The organism is Eudoraea sp., assembly GCF_049669105.1.
GTDB lineage: Bacteria > Bacteroidota > Bacteroidia > Flavobacteriales > Flavobacteriaceae > Eudoraea.
Genome location: NZ_JBATKE010000060.1, coordinates 32,206 through 49,803, shown reverse-complemented (window position 1 = coordinate 49,803; position 17,598 = coordinate 32,206). Strand labels below are relative to the sequence as shown.

Annotated in this window: 22 protein-coding genes; 11 read left to right on the top strand and 11 right to left on the bottom strand. The window is 36.4% G+C overall.

What is annotated here, in order from left to right:
• Positions 1-439, top strand: a 439-nt coding sequence (mltG, locus tag WBM60_RS05055) for an endolytic transglycosylase MltG (RefSeq protein WP_424282819.1), incomplete at its 5' end; no start/stop codon positions are given.
• A 186-nt stretch (positions 440-625) separates the two neighbouring features.
• A complete protein-coding gene (locus WBM60_RS05050; protein ID WP_424278840.1) occupies positions 626-1,222 on the top strand; it encodes a hypothetical protein in 597 nt (198 codons plus the stop codon).
• Between the two features lie 51 nt (positions 1,223-1,273).
• On the opposite strand, the gene WBM60_RS05045 is transcribed toward WBM60_RS05050, so the two are convergent.
• Genes WBM60_RS05045 through dnaA form a run of 3 tightly spaced genes read right to left on the bottom strand, consistent with a single transcriptional unit; the run spans position 1,274 to position 3,894 of the window.
• A complete protein-coding gene (locus WBM60_RS05045; protein ID WP_424277518.1) occupies positions 1,274-1,993 on the bottom strand; it encodes an SAM-dependent methyltransferase in 720 nt (239 codons plus the stop codon).
• Positions 1,983-2,462 (bottom strand): low molecular weight protein-tyrosine-phosphatase, encoded by a 480-nt coding sequence (locus tag WBM60_RS05040; RefSeq protein ID WP_424262105.1) that lies wholly within the window; start codon positions 2,460-2,462, stop codon positions 1,983-1,985. Before WBM60_RS05040 ends, WBM60_RS05045 begins: the two co-directional genes overlap by 11 nt.
• Before the next feature lie 7 nt (positions 2,463-2,469).
• Positions 2,470-3,894 carry a chromosomal replication initiator protein DnaA gene (gene dnaA, locus WBM60_RS05035; protein WP_424277517.1) on the bottom strand — a complete coding sequence of 475 codons (1,425 nt, stop codon included), beginning with the start codon at positions 3,892-3,894 and terminating at the stop codon, positions 2,470-2,472.
• A gap of 208 nt (positions 3,895-4,102) precedes the next feature.
• On the opposite strand from dnaA, the gene WBM60_RS05030 reads away from it, so the two are divergent.
• The gene (locus tag WBM60_RS05030; RefSeq protein ID WP_424260402.1) at positions 4,103-4,531 is read left to right on the top strand and encodes an acyl-CoA thioesterase; all 429 of its coding nucleotides are present in this window, start codon (positions 4,103-4,105) and stop codon (positions 4,529-4,531) included.
• Positions 4,532-4,557: 26 nt separating this feature from the next.
• Here WBM60_RS05030 and WBM60_RS05025 read toward each other — a convergent pair whose 3' ends face one another.
• From WBM60_RS05025 to ribD, 4 genes are read right to left on the bottom strand one after another with little or no spacing between them, the layout of a single operon-like run.
• A complete protein-coding gene (locus WBM60_RS05025) occupies positions 4,558-5,175 on the bottom strand; it encodes an IMPACT family protein (protein ID WP_424260404.1) in 618 nt (205 codons plus the stop codon).
• Positions 5,175-6,038 carry an EamA family transporter gene (locus WBM60_RS05020; protein ID WP_424260406.1) on the bottom strand — a complete coding sequence of 288 codons (864 nt, stop codon included), beginning with the start codon at positions 6,036-6,038 and terminating at the stop codon, positions 5,175-5,177. The genes WBM60_RS05025 and WBM60_RS05020 overlap by 1 nt, the downstream gene beginning before the upstream one ends.
• Positions 6,032-6,643 carry an HAD-IA family hydrolase gene (locus WBM60_RS05015; protein ID WP_424260408.1) on the bottom strand — a complete coding sequence of 204 codons (612 nt, stop codon included), beginning with the start codon at positions 6,641-6,643 and terminating at the stop codon, positions 6,032-6,034. The genes WBM60_RS05020 and WBM60_RS05015 overlap by 7 nt, the downstream gene beginning before the upstream one ends.
• Positions 6,636-7,688 (bottom strand): bifunctional diaminohydroxyphosphoribosylaminopyrimidine deaminase/5-amino-6-(5-phosphoribosylamino)uracil reductase RibD, encoded by a 1,053-nt coding sequence (ribD, locus tag WBM60_RS05010; protein WP_424260410.1) that lies wholly within the window; start codon positions 7,686-7,688, stop codon positions 6,636-6,638. The genes WBM60_RS05015 and ribD overlap by 8 nt, the downstream gene beginning before the upstream one ends.
• A gap of 103 nt (positions 7,689-7,791) precedes the next feature.
• On the opposite strand from ribD, the gene prmC reads away from it, so the two are divergent.
• Genes prmC through ligA form a run of 3 tightly spaced genes read left to right on the top strand, consistent with a single transcriptional unit; the run spans position 7,792 to position 11,285 of the window.
• Positions 7,792-8,646, top strand: coding sequence for a peptide chain release factor N(5)-glutamine methyltransferase (gene prmC / locus WBM60_RS05005; protein ID WP_424282818.1), 855 nt, complete (start codon positions 7,792-7,794; stop codon positions 8,644-8,646).
• Positions 8,647-8,706: 60 nt separating this feature from the next.
• Positions 8,707-9,288, top strand: coding sequence for a TIGR00730 family Rossman fold protein (locus tag WBM60_RS05000; protein WP_424277515.1), 582 nt, complete (start codon positions 8,707-8,709; stop codon positions 9,286-9,288).
• A complete protein-coding gene (ligA, locus tag WBM60_RS04995; protein WP_424260417.1) occupies positions 9,288-11,285 on the top strand; it encodes an NAD-dependent DNA ligase LigA in 1,998 nt (665 codons plus the stop codon). Before WBM60_RS05000 ends, ligA begins: the two co-directional genes overlap by 1 nt.
• 53 nt (positions 11,286-11,338) lie before the next feature.
• On the opposite strand, the gene WBM60_RS04990 is transcribed toward ligA, so the two are convergent.
• On the bottom strand, positions 11,339-12,106 hold the full coding sequence (locus WBM60_RS04990; protein ID WP_424260419.1) for a hypothetical protein: 768 nt from the start codon (positions 12,104-12,106) through the stop codon (positions 11,339-11,341).
• 135 nt (positions 12,107-12,241) lie between these two features.
• Here WBM60_RS04990 and WBM60_RS04985 point away from each other — a divergent pair, with 135 nt between their 5' ends.
• Positions 12,242-12,544, top strand: coding sequence for a hypothetical protein (locus WBM60_RS04985; RefSeq protein ID WP_424260421.1), 303 nt, complete (start codon positions 12,242-12,244; stop codon positions 12,542-12,544).
• 47 nt (positions 12,545-12,591) lie between these two features.
• Here WBM60_RS04985 and WBM60_RS04980 read toward each other — a convergent pair whose 3' ends face one another.
• From WBM60_RS04980 to WBM60_RS04970, 3 genes are read right to left on the bottom strand one after another with little or no spacing between them, the layout of a single operon-like run.
• The gene (locus WBM60_RS04980; RefSeq protein ID WP_424260423.1) at positions 12,592-13,038 is read right to left on the bottom strand and encodes a hypothetical protein; all 447 of its coding nucleotides are present in this window, start codon (positions 13,036-13,038) and stop codon (positions 12,592-12,594) included.
• Positions 13,039-13,069: 31 nt separating this feature from the next.
• The gene (locus WBM60_RS04975) at positions 13,070-13,981 is read right to left on the bottom strand and encodes a bifunctional metallophosphatase/5'-nucleotidase (protein WP_424276599.1); all 912 of its coding nucleotides are present in this window, start codon (positions 13,979-13,981) and stop codon (positions 13,070-13,072) included.
• Position 13,982: 1 nt separating this feature from the next.
• Positions 13,983-14,747 (bottom strand): 5'-nucleotidase C-terminal domain-containing protein, encoded by a 765-nt coding sequence (locus WBM60_RS04970; RefSeq protein ID WP_424259922.1) that lies wholly within the window; start codon positions 14,745-14,747, stop codon positions 13,983-13,985.
• A gap of 66 nt (positions 14,748-14,813) precedes the next feature.
• On the opposite strand from WBM60_RS04970, the gene WBM60_RS04965 reads away from it, so the two are divergent.
• From WBM60_RS04965 to WBM60_RS04950, 4 genes are all read left to right on the top strand, one after another.
• Positions 14,814-15,353: a DUF6913 domain-containing protein gene (locus tag WBM60_RS04965; protein ID WP_424259921.1), complete on the top strand. Its 540-nt coding sequence runs from the start codon at positions 14,814-14,816 to the stop codon at positions 15,351-15,353.
• A 7-nt stretch (positions 15,354-15,360) separates the two neighbouring features.
• A complete protein-coding gene (dapA, locus tag WBM60_RS04960; protein ID WP_424259920.1) occupies positions 15,361-16,251 on the top strand; it encodes a 4-hydroxy-tetrahydrodipicolinate synthase in 891 nt (296 codons plus the stop codon).
• Between the two features lie 171 nt (positions 16,252-16,422).
• Positions 16,423-17,265 carry an outer membrane protein assembly factor BamD gene (locus WBM60_RS04955; protein ID WP_424259919.1) on the top strand — a complete coding sequence of 281 codons (843 nt, stop codon included), beginning with the start codon at positions 16,423-16,425 and terminating at the stop codon, positions 17,263-17,265.
• Positions 17,266-17,267: 2 nt separating this feature from the next.
• Positions 17,268-17,597 (top strand): DNA-directed RNA polymerase subunit omega, encoded by a 330-nt coding sequence (locus tag WBM60_RS04950; RefSeq protein WP_424259926.1) that lies wholly within the window; start codon positions 17,268-17,270, stop codon positions 17,595-17,597.
• The last annotated feature ends 1 nt before the right edge of the window (position 17,598 follow it).

The following is a 17,598-nucleotide window of genomic DNA, read 5'->3' as shown; positions in this document are numbered from 1 at the left end:
GCAAGAACAAGTAATTGCCCTTGCTTCAATTGTTCAAAAGGAAACTGCCAAGGTTGATGAGAGACCAAGGGTTGCGGGATTATATCTCAATAGGCTGAAAAAGAATATGTTACTTCAGGCAGACCCTACTGTAATCTACGCCTTAAAACGTGAACTTGGTAACTTTGATACGGTAATCAAACGAGTATTGTATAAGGATTTACAGCTTAATTCACCTTATAATACCTATAAATATGCGGGCATTCCTCCCGGGCCAATAACAATGCCCGATATTTCTTCTATAGATGCCGTTCTAAACCCGGAAAAACATAACTATTATTATATGGTCGCAAACGTTGAGGACTTTGGATACCATAAGTTTGCCATAGACCTCGCGCAGCATAACCGGAATAAAACGCAATACATCCGATGGATAAACGAACAAAATATTAACCGGTAGGCAATTCACCCAAAATTTTAAGCAACTCATCAAATAAAGAGGCCTTTTGAGATATTCTAAGGAATATTCGTACAAATCTGCTATATCTTTGTATTAGTAATTTAAGCATATCATCCTTTTTTTGGTAGTTAGTCTTAAGAAAACACAAATATGAAGAAGTGGCCATTTATAATTTGTCCACTTATCATGATTTTAGTTTTAGTTAGTTTTGGGTTTACAACGAAGTCTGAAGTTAATGTCCCCGAAACCCTAAAAGTAAAGGAACCTACGCTAGTTCTGTTCCCCAAAAACAGAACAACTTTCAAATCATCCTTTATAACGCCTCCCTTTTTAGGTAGTTGTTATATAGGATTCAAAGAGGCACTCGCGTTCAGAGAGTCTCGAGGAAATTACTTTATAATAAATACTCTGGGTTATCTGGGTAAGTATCAATTTGGTATAGGAACCCTGCAATTAATGGGTGTTTATAGTGCTACCAAATTTATAAACGATCCAAGTTTGCAGGAGAAAGTATTTTATACCAATATTTCTCGGAACAAATGGATATTACGTAAATACATCAAATATTTTGTGGGTAAAAAAGTCAAGGGTGTTGAAATAACAGAATCCGGAATATTAGCAGCTGCCCATTTAGCAGGTCCGGGTAACGTAATAAAGTATTTATACTCCAATGGCAGGAAGGATGTCAAGGATGCCTATGGGACGAGTCTTGCGGATTACTTAAAGAAGTTTTCGGGATATGATATTTCTGAGATATCAGCAATTCGGAACCCTAGAGTATAATTGAGTTATAAGCCCGAGATATCCAAAATCCTTAGTGATAAAGTCAGGGTTTTAGGCCTGAATAATAAAAATTGTGGGTCTTTTATGGAGTTCAACGGATTCCGGTATCCAATTACCCGCTAATTTTGTTACAATAAATTCTGTGGATAATGTAATATCAGTTGCTACACAAAGCCGGGTATTTTTTGAAAGTGTTTTGACAAACTCCTCCAGCAGATTATTATTTCTATATGGAGTTTCTATAAATAGCTGACTTTGATTATTTTCCCTGGAAATTTTTTCAAATCTCTTAATAGCTTTTTTACGCTCTGCAGTTTCAATAGGCAGATAACCGTTGAATGCAAAATTTTGACCATTAAGACCGCTTGCCATAAGAGCTAAGATTATAGAAGAGGGTCCAACGAGCGGCACTACCGCTATTCCCTTCTGGTGGGCGATTAGGACTACTTCAGACCCTGGATCAGCAATTCCAGGGCAGCCGGCTTCAGACAAAACACCCACATTATGACCTTCTAAACAGGGATCAAGGAAAGAGGGAATGGTTGCTGCATCTGTAAATTTATTAAGAAGAGCAATGTTTAAATTGGGTTGTGATTTTCTGGGACTAATTTTTTTAATAAATCGTCTTGCTGTTTTTTCATTCTCTACGATATAATAATCAATTTCTTCTATTATTCTCTTAATAGAAATCGGCAATACTTCCAGAGGTTCATTTTCACCCAGAGTAGTTGGGATCATATATAACTTGCCTTGTGAAGTATTAATTTGCATTTTGTGAACTCCGTTTTGAATTTAATTTTTCAGCAATCACAGTACAGGCTTCATTAATAAGATTATAAACCTCTTCAAAACCATCTGCTCCGCCGTAATATGGATCGGGGACTTCTTTTACAGATGAACTTCCCTCTTCCAATAAAAGTTTTACCTTTTCAATTTCATTTTTATCATTAGTTAAAGCCATGATGTCATTATAATTACTTAAGTCCATAGCATAAATAATGTCAAATTGAGCAAAGTCGATATAACTGAATTTTCGGCATCTTTGTCCGGATATATCTATTCCATATTTTTTTGCAACGGCAACAGACCTTTGATCAGGATTATTTCCAATATGATATCCCGCGGTACCAGCAGAATCAACCAGCACAAACTGGGAATCGGTTTTCGATTTTAATATGCCTTCGGCTAATGGCGACCTGCAGATATTACCCAGGCATACCATAAGAACCTTTGTTTGCATAACTTGATCAGGAAAGTTTCTTTGTTAGATCTTCGATGTATTTTCTAAACTGCTTATCCGTTTCGGCAAGATTATCCACCGTTTTGCATGCGTGAAGTACGGTTGCATGATCCCTTTTACCAATCTGGGAACCGATACTTGCCAACGAAGCTTTAGTAAATTTTTTGGCAAAAAACATAGCCAACTGTCGCGCTTGAACGATATGTCGTTTCCTCGTTTTGGATTGCAATGTGGCTACATCCATTTCAAAGTAATCAGAAACAACTTTTTGTATGTAGTCTATGGAAACTTCCCTTTTTGTGTTTTTTACAAATTTTTCAACTACCTGTTGCGCCAATTCAAGAGTAACTTCTTTCTTATTGAAGGAAGATTGGGCAATAAGGGAAATTATAGCACCTTCTAATTCTCTGATATTTGTTTTAATATGTTTGGCAACATATTCAACTATATCATCGGGCATTTCAACACCATCCCTGTATAGTTTGTTTCTTAAAATGGATATGCGGGTTTCATAATCAGGGTTTTGAAGCTCCGCGGATAATCCCCATTTAAATCGGGAAAGTAAACGCTGTTCAATATCCTGCATGTCTACAGGCGCCTTATCTGAAGTTAGAATAACCTGTTTTCCATTTTGGTGTAAATGATTGAAAATATGAAAGAAAACATCTTGTGTACCAGATTTCCCTGATAAGAATTGCACATCATCAATTATGAGTACATCGATTAACTGATAAAAATGAATAAAATCATTTCTAGTGTTTTTCTTTACAGATTCAATATACTGTTGAGTGAATTTTTCAGCAGATATATAGAGAACAGTGCGTTCCGGATATTTATCTTTAATTTCAACACCTATTGCATGTGCCAGATGTGTCTTGCCCAGTCCTACACCTCCGAATATTAAAAGAGGATTAAAAGAAGTTCCACCGGGCTTATTGGCAACAGCCATACCGGCAGATCTTGCCAGCCTGTTGGAATCACCTTCCAGGAAATTATCAAAATTGTAATTAGGGTTAAGCTGAGATTCTATCTTTATATTTCGTATACCCGGGATTACAAAAGGATTTTTTAATTCCGGATTTTTAGATTTTATAGGAACATCCATTTCCTGAGGATTAACACTACCCCTGTTAGAACTTGGAATTTGTTCAGTAAAAGGTTCTCTGTTCCCATAGGTATTCTCCATCTTAATGATATACACCAGCTTTGCATTTTCTCCAAGTTCTTTGGTGAGTGCAACCTTAAGTAACTTGACATAGTGTTCTTCCAGCCATTCGTAGAAGAACTTACTGGGAACCTGAATACTTAATGCGTTATCAGATAATTTCACTGGTTTGATAGGCTCAAACCATGTTTTGAATGCCTGCGGTTGGATATTATCTTGGATAAAAGCCAAGCAATTTTTCCAAACGGAATTAGCAGTAACACTCATATTAAAGATTATCTTATATTGTTGGTTAGAGATTTATCTAAGTTGGTCAAAGAAAATGCCTATTTTGGCATTCTTTAGAGCGAGACAAATATGTGAACAAATATTCTAAAAAAAAAATCATTTTGGGTTGAATTTTCTCTTTTTTTTTTGCATGTTCGCCACCCGTTTTAGGTCTCATAATAAATATATAGTTTTTAGCTGATAAATTATGCTTTTTTATCGATTTTCTTTTAGGGTTCGTTACGGAGAAACTGATCAAATGGGTGTGGTGTATCATGGGAATTATCCGCAATACCTGGAGATGGGAAGAGTCGAATGGTTAAGGTCTTTGGGTATTTCTTACAAAAGCATGGAAGAAAACGGAATTATGTTACCCGTAATTTCCTTACAACTAAAATTTAATAAATCTGCGGTTTATGATGATCTTTTAACCGTGGTTACAAGACTTAAAAAAACACCCTCTGTTAGAATAGAATTTGACTATGAAATTTACAATGAAGCGGAGGAACTTTTAGTGGAGGCAAACACCGTTTTGGCATTTATAAATGCTAAGACCAAAAAACCGGTTAAATGCCCTGATTACCTGATGGATAAACTGCTAAATAATGATAATGATTCAATAGATGAACTAACTTAGTCTGGATGAAAATAGCTGTTAAAATACTAGTCATCTAATTTCGATATGGAGACTCCGTGGATACTCTTAATTATGTTTTCTGTCTGAGCCACATCCCTAAGTTTTACTGATATTTCAATAATACAGTCCAGTGACATTTCCTGCGTAATGATTTCTATTGGGTTTTGTTTAATTACCCGCATTACTTTGCTCAGCAGCGGATAACTGAAACATAGTTTATAGTTGACTTTAACCGACTTTTCTATAATTGAAGAAGATTCCAAAGCTAATTGTGCTGCTGTACGATAAGCTGATATAAGGCCACCAACGCCCAATTTAGTGCCTCCAAAAATACGAGCTACAGCTATCACAACATTGGTTAATCCAAAAGATTTTATTTGACCGTATATTGGAGCTCCTGCCGAATTAGTTGGTTCCCCATCGTCATTTGCTCTATGCCTTTGTTTTTCTATACCTATTTTCCATGCATAGCAAACATGATTCGCCGTTGGATGCTTTTTGCGAATGTTTTCTATAATTGGTTTTATATTCTTCTCATTTGTTACTGGAAAAGTATACGCATAAAATTTACTCTTGCGGTCTTTATAAAGGATGCCGTCTGATGCTTTGGATACTGTTCTATATATACCAATTTTATTTTCCATCAAAAGAATGCTACTAGAATGATACTTATAACGGCCAACACAATACCTCCCCAGTTTTTAGGGCTGATCTTTTCTTTGAATAATACAATACCGAGCAAGGTAGAAAACATTACAATGGCAACATTATTTAGTGTAAAAATGGAGGCACTGTTCAGCGTTTCATTTTGAAGCGCTCTTAATAAAAAGAAAATAGAGAAGAAGTTAGGAATCCCTAATGCAATACCCCCTAAAACATTTTTGAAATTGAGTTTTAAGGGTACTTTAAAAGATCTTAAAAGAATAAACAAGACTCCGGTACAAGCTGCAGCGCCAAAAACAGTCGCAGAAAATATTGGAAATTCATTGGTCGAAACATGATTTTCTTCCATGTATTTTATACTGGCGTCAATTATGCCGGAACCTAAAAACACCATCACAGGCAACAAAAGAGATCTTTTTTGAACTGCTCGGGGAGTATCTTTCACAGATGCAAAATATACCGCAGCCAGTGCCAGTGCAATACCGGATGTTTTAAAGAAGCCCAGTTTTTCGTTATATAATAACAGTCCTAATATCACAGGTATCACGAAAGACATTTTGGTGGCAACAGACGCTACCGATACTCCCAGGCGCTGTGAAGTCTTTGCCATAAGATTAAAGACCACGATAAACAGCACACCTAATAACAGCGTACCATAAAACCAGTCATTTTTTGGAATTTCATAAAACTGAATGGGCTTGTTATAAAATAGAATTCCTACGAGACAGGCGGTAATATAATTTATAATTATAGCATAAATAGTCTGGATCTTGTGTGTGTCAAATAATTTAAAAATTACAAATATCAGACTTGAAAAAAGGATGCTTAAAGAAAGGTCTAACATTTTAATATTTGAGTATTTAGGTCTAAAATATCCTCTTTACCAACCTTAAGATGCCAACAGTTAATACCTAATTCTGCAGCTGCAGAAGTATGTTCCTTACTGTCATCTACAAAAAACGTTTTATCTGCCTTGAGATTATTTGATTTTAGTACATATTCGAAGATAGCTGGTTCGGGTTTTCTCAAATTAATCTCATGAGATAAATAGAATTTTTCAAAACAGTTTTTAAAACGTACATACCTTTCTTTACCCATTCTCTGCTTTACAAATTCTATGTGCAATTCATTCGTATTACTTAAAAGGAAAAGACGGTAATCTTCCTCTTTGGCCAATTTTTCTATAAATTTTAATCGTTGTTCTGGGAAATCGAGAATTATGGAATTCCAGGCGTGAATTAAATCCAATCTGTTTGCTTTGGGAAACAAATGATTAGTTTGATCAAGGAAATGCTCAGTTGTTATTAATCCTTTTTCATAAGCTGCAAATAATGTTTCCAGTTCAGGGGTAAGGTTTTTAAAACCATATACCTGCATTTCCCTGGCAGTTGCTTGTTTGTCCAGGTTTATGAAGACATCTCCAAAATCAAAGATGATATTCTCAATCATGCAAGAGTGTCTTTATGGTATTATTACCCATGATTTCTGTATTAACTAGTTTGCCCTCAATATATGGCGCTTTTGTGCCGGTACCAAAGGCAATATCCCCAGTAATTATTCTCGCTTCATCCCATAGGCCGGCATTGATAAAAGTAGCTAAGGTGAGAGCCCCCCCTTCAATCAGGACACTGGATATATTTTTTTCAAACAATACCCTGCAGGTTTCTTCGGCTATATTCTTCTTAAAATCAATGATCTCGTATTCAACCCCTTCCTTAATCTTTGTTTTATCTTCCAGCTCAGTTAGAATTATAGTTCGGTTAGAATTGTCATAGATATTAAGATCCATTGGCAGTTTTAATGCTTTGTCAATAATTATTCGAATGGGGGAGGTCCCTTTCCATGAACGAACATCTAATCTGGGATTATCTAACAAAGCGGTGTTTGTCCCCACTAATATTGCCTGTTGTTCACTGCGCCATTGATGTACACGTTGCCTTGCATAGGAATTACTAATCCAATGCGGTTCTGGCTTTGCTTTACGCTTGTCTGTATTGGGGGCAATAAATCCATCTTTAGTCTCTGCCCATTTCAAAATAATATAGGGTCTCTGTTTTTCCTGAAAGGTCAAAAAACGCCTATGGTGCTTCCTGCACTCATCTTCTAAAACTCCTTGTAATACTTCACATCCGGCTTCCTTAAGCTTTTTTATGCCTCGCCCTGATACTTTAATATTAGGATCCTGAATACCTATAATCACTTTTTGCAAATTGTTTTTGATTATAAGATCGGCACATGGTGGAGTTTTCCCATAATGGGAGCAGGGCTCCAGGGTAACATAAAGAGTAGCTTCTTTTAAAAGTGATTTGTCAGCAACAGAATTTATTGCATTTACTTCTGCATGTGGACCCCCATATTGACTGGTGAAGCCTTCCCCGATTATTTTATCCTGATGGATTATAAGGCTTCCAACCATTGGATTTGGAGGGGAAGAGCCCAAGGCTTTTTTGCCCAATTCAATGCATCGACGCATATATTTTTCGTGTATCTTCACTTGGCAAAAGTAGGATATTCCAGAAGAATAAGGATACTATAGACATTCATGGAATACCTGATTTTTGTAGTTTTAAATTTGAAAGAATATAGCGTAAGAAAAAATGTTGTTAAAGGAAATAAAGGAAATATTTCATAAGGAATTGGATGAGTACTATCCCAAAGAGGAAGTAGACAGCATGTTTTATTTAATGATAGAGCACTATTTTGGGTTAGAGCGATTTATTCTGGCGATAGATCCCGGGATTGTTATTACTAAGGAGGAAGAACAAATTATGTTTGGGGGTTTGTCAAAACTAAAGAATGAACAACCAATTCAGTATGTTTTGGGAGAGACTACTTTTATGGATTTGAAAATTATGGTAAATGAGTCTGTTCTGATTCCAAGACCTGAAACAGAAGAATTGGTAAACTGGGTGCTTGAAGATTTTGAAAATATAGATAATAATCTTAAAGTCATTGATATTGGCACCGGAAGTGGTTGCATTGCAATTTCTCTTTCAAAACTAAAACCAAATATAGAGGCTACGGCAATGGATATTTCCAAATCCGCACTGGAAGTAGCCGAAAAAAATGCGCTAAAGAATGATGTGGATATTGAATTTATGCAAGCCGATATTTTAAAGATTGCCTCCTTAAAGGAAAACTACGACCTTATAATTTCTAATCCACCGTATGTCAGAGAAATGGAGAAAGACAAAATGCATACCAATGTCCTCAAAAATGAACCTTATTTGGCATTGTTTGTTCCTGATAAGGATCCCTTACTTTTCTATAGACCAATCGCCAAACTGGCAAAAAATAGTTTAAATCCAAATGGTGTTCTTTATATGGAAATAAATCAATATTTAGGTGAAGCCGTAAAATTGCTTTTGGAAGAATTCAGTTTTTCTGAAATTGAACTTAGAAAAGATATCTTTGGAAACGACAGAATGATTAAAGCTAAGCAAGCTGGATAAATTCAGAATGTATTTTAATTGTCTTTTTAATATTTTTAGAGTCCGGAGAACATTTAGTAAATGAATAGTATTGTAGTCTTTTGTGGTAGTAGTGAAGGAAACGACCCCCTTATATTGGATAGGGCTTATTCTTTGGGGAAGGAAATGGCAGAACGATCTATCAAACTCGTTTATGGAGCAGCGAGGATTGGTGTAATGGGTAAGTTGGCGCAGGGTGCACTGGATCATTCAGGAAACGTGATTGGAATTATCCCGGATTTCCTTAAACTCAAAGAAGTATTTCATACAGGTCTAACAAAATTGATCGTAACAGATAATATGCATGTGCGTAAATTGAAAATGCATGAAATGTCCGAAGGCGTAATCATGCTGCCTGGAGGTTATGGTACTTTGGAGGAATTTTTTGAAATGATTACATGGGCTCAATTGGGATTGCATCACAAACCTATCGGTATTCTAAATATTAACGGATTTTACAATAGTTTAATGGGGATGCTAAAAACAATGGTTGATCAAGGATTTGTCAAACAGGAAAACTATGATATGATACTTATAGACCATTCAATTAATGGTTTATTGGATAAGATGATGCATTATCGCCCTCAGCATGTACCCAAATGGATAAATAAAGATCAACTTTAATGACTATCAAGGAAAAAATTGAAGCCTTACGCCGCGAACTAAGGGAACACAACCATAAATATTATGTGCTCGCCAGTCCAACTATATCGGATTATGAGTTTGATATGAAATTAAAGGAGTTGCAGGCATTAGAGGAGCAGCACCCTGAATATATGGATACAACTTCCCCGACCATGCGAGTAGGAGGTACAGTCACAAAGAATTTTGAGACGGTAGTTCATGAGCATAGGATGTATTCATTGGACAACTCTTATTCTAAAGAAGAGCTATTGGACTGGGAAAAGCGCGTGTTGCGCATTTTGGGAGATTCCGCGGTAAGTTTTACTTGTGAATTAAAGTATGATGGTGCCTCCATTAGCCTGACTTATGAAAATGGAGAACTTGTCAGAGGGGTTACAAGAGGTGATGGATTTCAGGGCGATGACGTAACTGCAAACATAAGAACCATAAAATCTGTGCCCCTAAGATTACGGGGAGATTTTCCGTCTAAATTTGATATTCGGGGCGAAATTGTACTACCCATAGATGGTTTCGCTAAAATGAATGAAGAGCGTATCAATAATGGGGAAGACCCTTATATGAATCCCCGGAACACGGCTGCCGGAAGTCTTAAATTACAAGACAGTTCACTGGTTGCAGAAAGACCTTTGGAATGCCTACTTTACGGAATTACTGGAAGTAATCTAAATTTTTCATCCCAATTTGAAATGCTTCTAAAAGCGCGTGAATGGGGTTTTAAAGTGCCTTCTGCGGCTAAGCTTTGTAAAACAACTGAAGAAGTGATGGAGTTTTTGGAGTATTGGGACATTGAGCGCCATAGTCTTCCTTATGAAACCGATGGTGTAGTGGTAAAGGTTAACAGCCTCCAGCAACAGGAGGAATTGGGTTATACAGCGAAGTCGCCCCGGTGGGCTCTGGCCTATAAATTTAAGACGGAACAAGCAGTAACAATTCTTAATAAAATCAGCTATCAGGTAGGTAGAACCGGAGCCATTACACCTGTTGCAAATTTACAACCAGTGCTCTTGGCGGGAACTACGGTTAAAAGAGCTTCATTGCATAATGCTGATCAAATAGCCAAGCTTGATATACGAGAAGGGGATACCGTTTATGTAGAAAAAGGTGGTGAAATTATCCCTAAAATTGTCGGTGTTGATTTGTCAAAACGCCCATTAAACTCTATACCCACCAGGTATATTACAAACTGCCCTGAATGTGCAACGGAGTTGATTAGAAAAGCAGGGGAGGCCCAGCATTTTTGTCCTAATGAAAGCAGCTGTCCGCCCCAGATTACCGGGAGAATCCAACATTTCATTTCCAGAAAAGCACTGGATATTGAAGGTTTGGGAAGTGAAACCGTAGAATTGCTATATAATGAGGGCCTAATAAAGAATTATGCCGATCTGTTTACACTAACAAAAGATCAGCTAATGCCTTTGGAGCGCATGGCAGAGAAGTCTGCCGAAAATTTGATTAATGGGGTAGCCGCATCTGTTAATATTCCTTTTGAACGCGTGTTATTTGGACTTGGTATACGATATGTAGGGGAAACTGTGGCTAAGAAACTGGCCAAGGCTTATAAGAATATAGATGCAATAATGGTTGCCACCGCAAATGAGCTGGAAATGGTGGATGAAATAGGGGAGAGAATTGCAGAAAGTACGGTGAATTTCTTTAGTGAGGAAAAGAACAGAGAACTCATAAACCGACTTAAAGAGTATGGTTTACAGTTTTCACTGACGGATGAACAGCTAGAAGGCCAAACTGAAAAACTTAAGGGTCAGACTTTTGTGGTTTCCGGGGTATTTGAAAAAGTAAGTAGAACGGAATTGAAAAAGAATATTGAAGATAATGGGGGTAAAGTAAGCTCTTCTATTTCTTCAAAGACTTCTTATGTAGTGGCGGGCGCTAATATGGGGCCCAGTAAAAAAGAGAAGGCAGATAAATTGGGGATTCCAATTATTTCAGAAGACGATTTTTTGGCAATGATCAATTAAAAACCCTCTTTTTAGAGGAAAAAGAGGGTTTAAAAAGTGTGTTTTACAGAATATTAATCTCCACTAAGCTCTTTATCGTATACCCATATTTCATCCCAACTATTATCCATTACCTGATCCATGTTTCGGACAAAGGCGTCCCATTTATCCTCCCCATGAACTTTAGAAAAAGTTTTCTTAAAGGTAGGCGCTTCATCGAACTCTGCCCAATTTTTATAAAAGCCTACAGTAGCAATGTGTCGGCCAATTTTTGACCCTTGTCTAAATTCGTTATAATAAACGCCCCATGCATTGTTACCTTCCATAGCTTTAATAGTTTTGCTAACCATGGTTAACATACTCTCTGCGTTATGAGAGTGCTCAAGATTAACTTCCCAATATCTGATAAATTGAATAGGGTAGAGTGAAGGATCATCAGTTAACATATCTGTATTAGACAGTTTAACATCGCCTTTCCAATATTCTCCGTGTTCCATTTTCTTTACATAAGCCATGACGTTATCTCGCCAATCTTCATCATGGCCTCCTGCAGATGGTCTGGAATCGAGGTGTGCATATTTTAGTGGTCCCATCATCCATACAATTTTGCCAATATCCGGGCCACTGGATATTTGGTAAACGGTAGTCTTATAAGGACCCTCTTTATGGTATTTTTGATTGTGAGCCCTCATGTTTTCACTAAGAACTTTTAACTTAGTGTTATCGGGTGTTAGTACAATAGATTCCCACATGGGGGCGTCTGCCTCCTGAGCCGTAGTTATTACCACTGTGCCTAGTAAGAACATAGCCATTAGCAAATAAGAAATCGAAGTTTTTTTCATAATAATTGTGTTAAGTTTTAGATTATTTTTATAGTAATTATCAAGAACGCTTTATTCTCTTTTTAATTCAAATCAAAAAGGACCAAACACGGGTAAAAATGTCCGAAGTAAGTATTTAATTTATCCAGGCTCAATATGAATACTCCGGGAAGTTTCCAGGAATTTTTAAAAACCCAACAAAATGAACATCCATCTGAGCTATGGCCATTACCATTAAAAGCACTTTGGTATGATGCCAAAGGAGATTGGAATGCATCTCATAATATTGCTCAGGATATTCCTTCTGATTTAGGTTCGTGGATACATGCATATCTGCATCGCAAGGAGGGGGATCGATTCAACGCTGATTATTGGTACAGAAGAGCAAATAAGCACTATCCAAATTCTACATTACGGGAAGAATTCCGAGTTTTGGTAGAATATGTCCTAAACAGCTAGATGCTGAATTGGTCCGGATAAGCCATAATCCCGATTGCAACAGATTTCTATAACTTAAACAAGTGCAGTTGTTCATCTACAATTTCAATACAAACCTTTTTCCCATATGAAAGCCCGGAAATTCTTGGCAGAATTAGCTCCAGGATTGTTAGTTCCTGAATATGATCAACCTTGGTAAGAGGATCAGGCATATAAATTAATCCTTTGTGCTCTATACCCCCGAAGAAAAGAATAACATCAAAAAAGTAAAAATTTTCAGGTGGGATATAATCAGACCATGGAACACTTTTAAAATAATATTTTGGCTTTCCTATTTTATGATGATAAGGTGAAATATCCAGATTGAGGGTTCCTAAAAAATAGTCAGACAGATCTAATCCTTTTTCTTTAAAATAGGGAAGTTGTTTATGCAATGTTCCCCTCGGATATCTTTGATTATCAGACTTACCCGAAGCTACCCCATGTCCTTCACATATCAGGCCATTTACTTTCATGACATTTTGAAAAATAACGATTTAGTAAGGATTAGACCGTAATAGAAATTCCCTCTGTCTGAATATTCTTTTTAGAATCAAAATAAAAATCGATTCTCCCCAGATTTATTCCATAACAGCCAACCTGATTCACTAAAACCGACTTATCTAAGCGATTTTGTCTAATAACGGGTTTGTCTAAAAATGTATGGGTATGTCCACCTATAATAAGATCAATATTATCTGTTTTTGCAGCTAGCTTTAAGTCACTTGGCCTTTGATCATCTTCGTAGGAGTAACCTAAATGTGATAAACAAATAACCAAATCACATTGTTCTTCTTTTTTTAATAGAGCACTCATATCCTGTGCAATTTCAATAGGATTAAGATATACCGTCTCTTTAAAAAGGTCTTCACCCACAAGGCCTGCAAGCTTTATTCCCAATCCAAATACACCAATTTTTATGCCATTGACCATAAATGTATTGTATGCTTCTACGAAGCCATTCATCACGGTATTGGTAAAATCATAATTGGCCGAGAGTAATTTAAACTCGGCAAATGGCAGCTGGGCTAAAAGGCCTTCAATACCATTATCAAAGTCATGATTGCCAATTGTGGCCGCGTCATATTTAAGCATGCTCATCAATTTAAATTCCAATTCTCCGCCATAAAAATTAAAATAAGGGGTGCCCTGGAAAATATCTCCGGCATCTAATAAAAGGGTATATGGATTTTCCTCTCGGATTTTTTGAATCAATGTGGCCCTTCTGGCAATACCACCCATATTCGGAAACGAATTATGTTCGTTGGGAAAAGGATCTATATGACTATGCACGTCATTGGTATGCAGTATCGTAATGCGTTTTGAATTTTGAAAATCACAACTATTCAAGCTAAGTCCACCCATACCTATGTATGCGCTGCTGGCAAATGAATTTGTTATAAATTCCCGTCTCTTCATTTTATTCAATTTTAATAAATCTGTCGTCCACTTTGGCAGTAAGGGTATCTACTTTTTTAAAATAATCAATCATTGCATTCCTAATCAAATAATTTAAATCAACCGTATTGAGACCATCCCCGAAAAATCCCATCTCGTTACCTCCATCTGCCAGATAATTTGAAGTAGCCACGTAATAAGTTCTATTTTCATCAAAAGGCAACCCCTGAATATTCACATCCTTAAGGGTTTCGTTATTATTCAAAACAATCTGTATACCTGCTATTGGATGCGGATTTTTTGCGTTTATTAGAAAGGAAATCAAATCCCGGACAGACTTTCCTTTAATTGCAACAACCACTATTGAATTATCAAATGGCATTACTTCATAAGCTGTTCTCGCACTTACCTTGCCTTCAGAAATTATACTTCGAATACCGCCGTAATTTGAAATTACAAAATCTATTTCATGTCCGGTTCTCGATTTGAAAATAGGATTAGCTTCGCTAAGGATAATATCAGCCATTAAGTTCCCTGCTGAGGTATTATATTTACCATCTTTCTTGGTGATTTGAGTAGGAGCAAAGGCCAATGTACTATCCAAAACCTCGTTCACACGCTTTCGATAGGGAGCTACGAAAATATCTATTGAATCTGTAACATTTATAGAATCTGTTATTGGCAGCTGCTTACCAGATATTTTACTAAGCTTTTTCGGTGCGTCATTGCAAGCGCAGAGACAAGTAATTGTTACAAAAATAACAAAATGTTGTATTTTTAAAATCATTATCCTTCTTATCTTAGCGTCATAGTTGCTTGGATATTAATTACATTTGCCTAAAGGTAAAGGTACATGTTTTTAAAGGCACTCAAAGATAAATTTAAATACAAATCCGGGTTAAAATATTTAAAGGAACAATTTGAAAATCCGCCAGAAGCGGTTGTGCGCAAAAATGGTATTACATCAATTGCCATAATTGTAGATCTGGATAAATTTGATAAAGCGGAATTGTTTTATGAATTTGTAGAAGACTTTAAACTAAGGCCCAATGCGGTTAAAATTATTGGTTATAAAAGCTTTTACGATAAAAATTCACCTTATGCAACTCCTGTTTTTTCAGATAAGGACCTTGGCTGGCATGGAGCCATAGAGAACAGTTATGCCCTGGAGTTTTTGAGCAGGGAATATGACATGTTGGTAAATTATTATAATCAGGAGAATTTAATGCTCCAGTTGATGTCTATAAAGACCAGAGCAAGAATTAATGTTGGTTTTGCGGAGATAGACGAAAGACATAATGATCTGATATTAGAGACATCGCTCACAGACTTTAATACTTTTAAGAGAGAGCTTAAAAAATATCTTAAAGTGTTGGGCGAAATTGATGCTTGATTTAACTATGAAAAATTTATTAGGAACCGGGGTTGCATTGATTACTCCCTTTAATCTTGATTTATCTATTGACATTGACGCCTTAAAACGCGTCGTAAATTTTTGCATTGAAGGAAATATTGATTACCTCGTTGTTTTAGGTACCACGGGGGAATCTGTAACACTTACCAGTGCTGAAAAACAATTGGTAATTGATGTGGTAGTTGAAGAAAACGCCGGAAGACTTCCGCTTGTTGTTGGCATAGGAGGCAATAACACACATCTTTTAACTGAGGAATTACTTCAATCCAATCTTAAGGATTTTACGGCTGTTTTATCCGTATCACCTTACTACAATAAGCCTACTCAGGAGGGGATTTACCGCCATTATAAAACTTTGGCACAAGCCTCTGAAAAGCCCCTCATTTTATACAATGTGCCTGGCAGAACTGGAAGTAATATTGAACCGGAAACGGTTCTCAGACTGGCGAATGATTGTTCCAATATTGTTGGAATAAAAGAAGCTTCAGGGGATATGACTCAGTTGAAAAGACTGATAAATATATTACCCTCAGATTTTTTGGTGATTTCAGGTGATGATTTTACAGCATTACCAACCGTAACAGAAGGAGGAGCAGGGGTTATTTCCGTTTTGGGACAAGGTCTTCCAAATGAATTTTCCAGAATGATAAGGCTGGGATTACAAGGTAAGGAAAAAGAAGCCTATGCTTTGCACAATGCGATGATAGAGGGAATGAAATTAATTTTCCAGGAGGGAAATCCCGCAGGGATTAAATCGGTTTTGGAAACTCATGGTATTTGTGGGCCAACAGTGCGTTTACCATTGGTAGAAGCATCATCAAAACTAAAAGGGCATATAAATGAGTTTATGAGGACTTTTGCTAAAATCAGAGCTTAGGTTAATGGTCGAATTTTATCTCGAAACCGCAATTTGTCGTATTACAGTAGAAATGAAAAAGCCAAAATTGGGTTAAAACTTCATTAAAATTCCTTTTTAATGGCCTTTCAGGTAGTATCTTAGTGCTTAATTAATGTTTTTTATTCCGCCAATTATTACTAATTTTGCAAAATGTTTTTTAGAATCAAGAATCTTTTTTACTTACTCATAATCAGTATTACCTTAAATGCATGTGGTGAATACCAGAAGGTATTAAAAAAGCCTAATACTAAGGCAAAGTATGAACTTGCAGAAAAGCTATATAATGAAGGGGATTTTAAAAAGGCAAATCGCTTATTAGAACAAATAGCTCCGGGATATGTGGGTAAACCACAGGGAGAGCGGGTAATGTTCTTTTTTGCCAACAGTTACTATGAAATTGAGGATTATAATTTTGCAGGTTATCAGTTTGAACGTTTTTTAAAGTCCTATCCAAAAAGTGATAAGGCCTCTGAAGCTGCATTCCTTGGAGCCAAAAGTTATTATATACTTTCACCCAGGTATTCTGTAGACCAGACTGATACGGACAAGGCCTTAACCAAATTGCAGTTGTTTATTAATCTTTACCCTGAATCTGAGTACTTTGCTGAGGCAAATATTATGGCAAAGGAATTAACAACTAAGAAAGAAAAGAAAACTTTTGAAGTTGCCAAACAATTTACAAAACTTGGAAAGTCATATATTTTAGATTATAGCGTTTCCGCAATAGCGGCCTTAGATAATTTTATTTCAGATAACCCCGGATCAATTTATCACGAGGAGGCTCTTTATCTTAAAATCGAAGCAACAACGAATATAGCTTTAAACAGTACAGAGAATCGCAAAAAAGAGCGTCTGGAGGCTGCAAAAATGGCATATAATAATTTGTTCAAATACTTCCCGGAAACCAAATATGCAGAAGATGCCAATGATTTGATTGAAGAAGTAGTTGAACAATTAAATAATTATTCTGAACAAGAAAACCTTTCAAAATGAACATGAACGATTTGAAGAATTCCAAAGCCCCGGTATCTACCGTTACCATCAACAGAAATGAGTTTGATGAAAAGACAAATAACATTTATGAGGCTATATCCATAACTGCCAAAAGAGCAATCCAGATTAATTCTGAAATTAAAAAGGAACTTCTGGAAAAGCTTGAAGAATTTGCAACTTATAGCGATAGCCTTGAGGAGGTATTTGAAAATAAGGAGCAAATTGAAGTTTCAAAATTTTACGAAAAACTCCCCAAACCACATGCTTTAGCGGTATTGGAATGGCTGGAAGATAAAATTTACTATAGGAATACAGAGAAAGACCAGCAGTAAT

Excerpts from the sequence above, each read along its gene's own strand:
- WBM60_RS04985 (WP_424260421.1), top strand. The coding sequence starts at position 12,242 with ATGAATACTCCGGGAAGTTTCCAGGAATTTTTAAAAACCCAACAAAAT.
- WBM60_RS04965 (WP_424259921.1), top strand. The coding sequence starts at position 14,814 with ATGTTTTTAAAGGCACTCAAAGATAAATTTAAATACAAATCCGGGTTA.
- dnaA (WP_424277517.1), bottom strand. The coding sequence starts at position 3,894 with ATGAGTGTTACTGCTAATTCCGTTTGGAAAAATTGCTTGGCTTTTATC.
- WBM60_RS05045 (WP_424277518.1), bottom strand. The coding sequence starts at position 1,993 with ATGCAAATTAATACTTCACAAGGCAAGTTATATATGATCCCAACTACT.
- WBM60_RS05025 (WP_424260404.1), bottom strand. The coding sequence starts at position 5,175 with ATGGAAAATAAAATTGGTATATATAGAACAGTATCCAAAGCATCAGAC.
- prmC (WP_424282818.1), top strand. The coding sequence starts at position 7,792 with ATGTTGTTAAAGGAAATAAAGGAAATATTTCATAAGGAATTGGATGAG.
- WBM60_RS04980 (WP_424260423.1), bottom strand. The coding sequence starts at position 13,038 with ATGAAAGTAAATGGCCTGATATGTGAAGGACATGGGGTAGCTTCGGGT.
- WBM60_RS05020 (WP_424260406.1), bottom strand. The coding sequence starts at position 6,038 with ATGTTAGACCTTTCTTTAAGCATCCTTTTTTCAAGTCTGATATTTGTA.
- WBM60_RS05040 (WP_424262105.1), bottom strand. The coding sequence starts at position 2,462 with ATGCAAACAAAGGTTCTTATGGTATGCCTGGGTAATATCTGCAGGTCG.
- WBM60_RS04975 (WP_424276599.1), bottom strand. The coding sequence starts at position 13,981 with ATGAAGAGACGGGAATTTATAACAAATTCATTTGCCAGCAGCGCATAC.
- WBM60_RS04955 (WP_424259919.1), top strand. The coding sequence starts at position 16,423 with ATGTTTTTTAGAATCAAGAATCTTTTTTACTTACTCATAATCAGTATT.
- WBM60_RS05050 (WP_424278840.1), top strand. The coding sequence starts at position 626 with ATGATTTTAGTTTTAGTTAGTTTTGGGTTTACAACGAAGTCTGAAGTT.
- WBM60_RS04970 (WP_424259922.1), bottom strand. The coding sequence starts at position 14,747 with ATGATTTTAAAAATACAACATTTTGTTATTTTTGTAACAATTACTTGT.
- WBM60_RS05030 (WP_424260402.1), top strand. The coding sequence starts at position 4,103 with ATGCTTTTTTATCGATTTTCTTTTAGGGTTCGTTACGGAGAAACTGAT.
- WBM60_RS04990 (WP_424260419.1), bottom strand. The coding sequence starts at position 12,106 with ATGAAAAAAACTTCGATTTCTTATTTGCTAATGGCTATGTTCTTACTA.
- WBM60_RS05015 (WP_424260408.1), bottom strand. The coding sequence starts at position 6,643 with ATGATTGAGAATATCATCTTTGATTTTGGAGATGTCTTCATAAACCTG.
- WBM60_RS04950 (WP_424259926.1), top strand. The coding sequence starts at position 17,268 with ATGAACGATTTGAAGAATTCCAAAGCCCCGGTATCTACCGTTACCATC.
- WBM60_RS05000 (WP_424277515.1), top strand. The coding sequence starts at position 8,707 with ATGAATAGTATTGTAGTCTTTTGTGGTAGTAGTGAAGGAAACGACCCC.
- dapA (WP_424259920.1), top strand. The coding sequence starts at position 15,361 with ATGAAAAATTTATTAGGAACCGGGGTTGCATTGATTACTCCCTTTAAT.
- ligA (WP_424260417.1), top strand. The coding sequence starts at position 9,288 with ATGACTATCAAGGAAAAAATTGAAGCCTTACGCCGCGAACTAAGGGAA.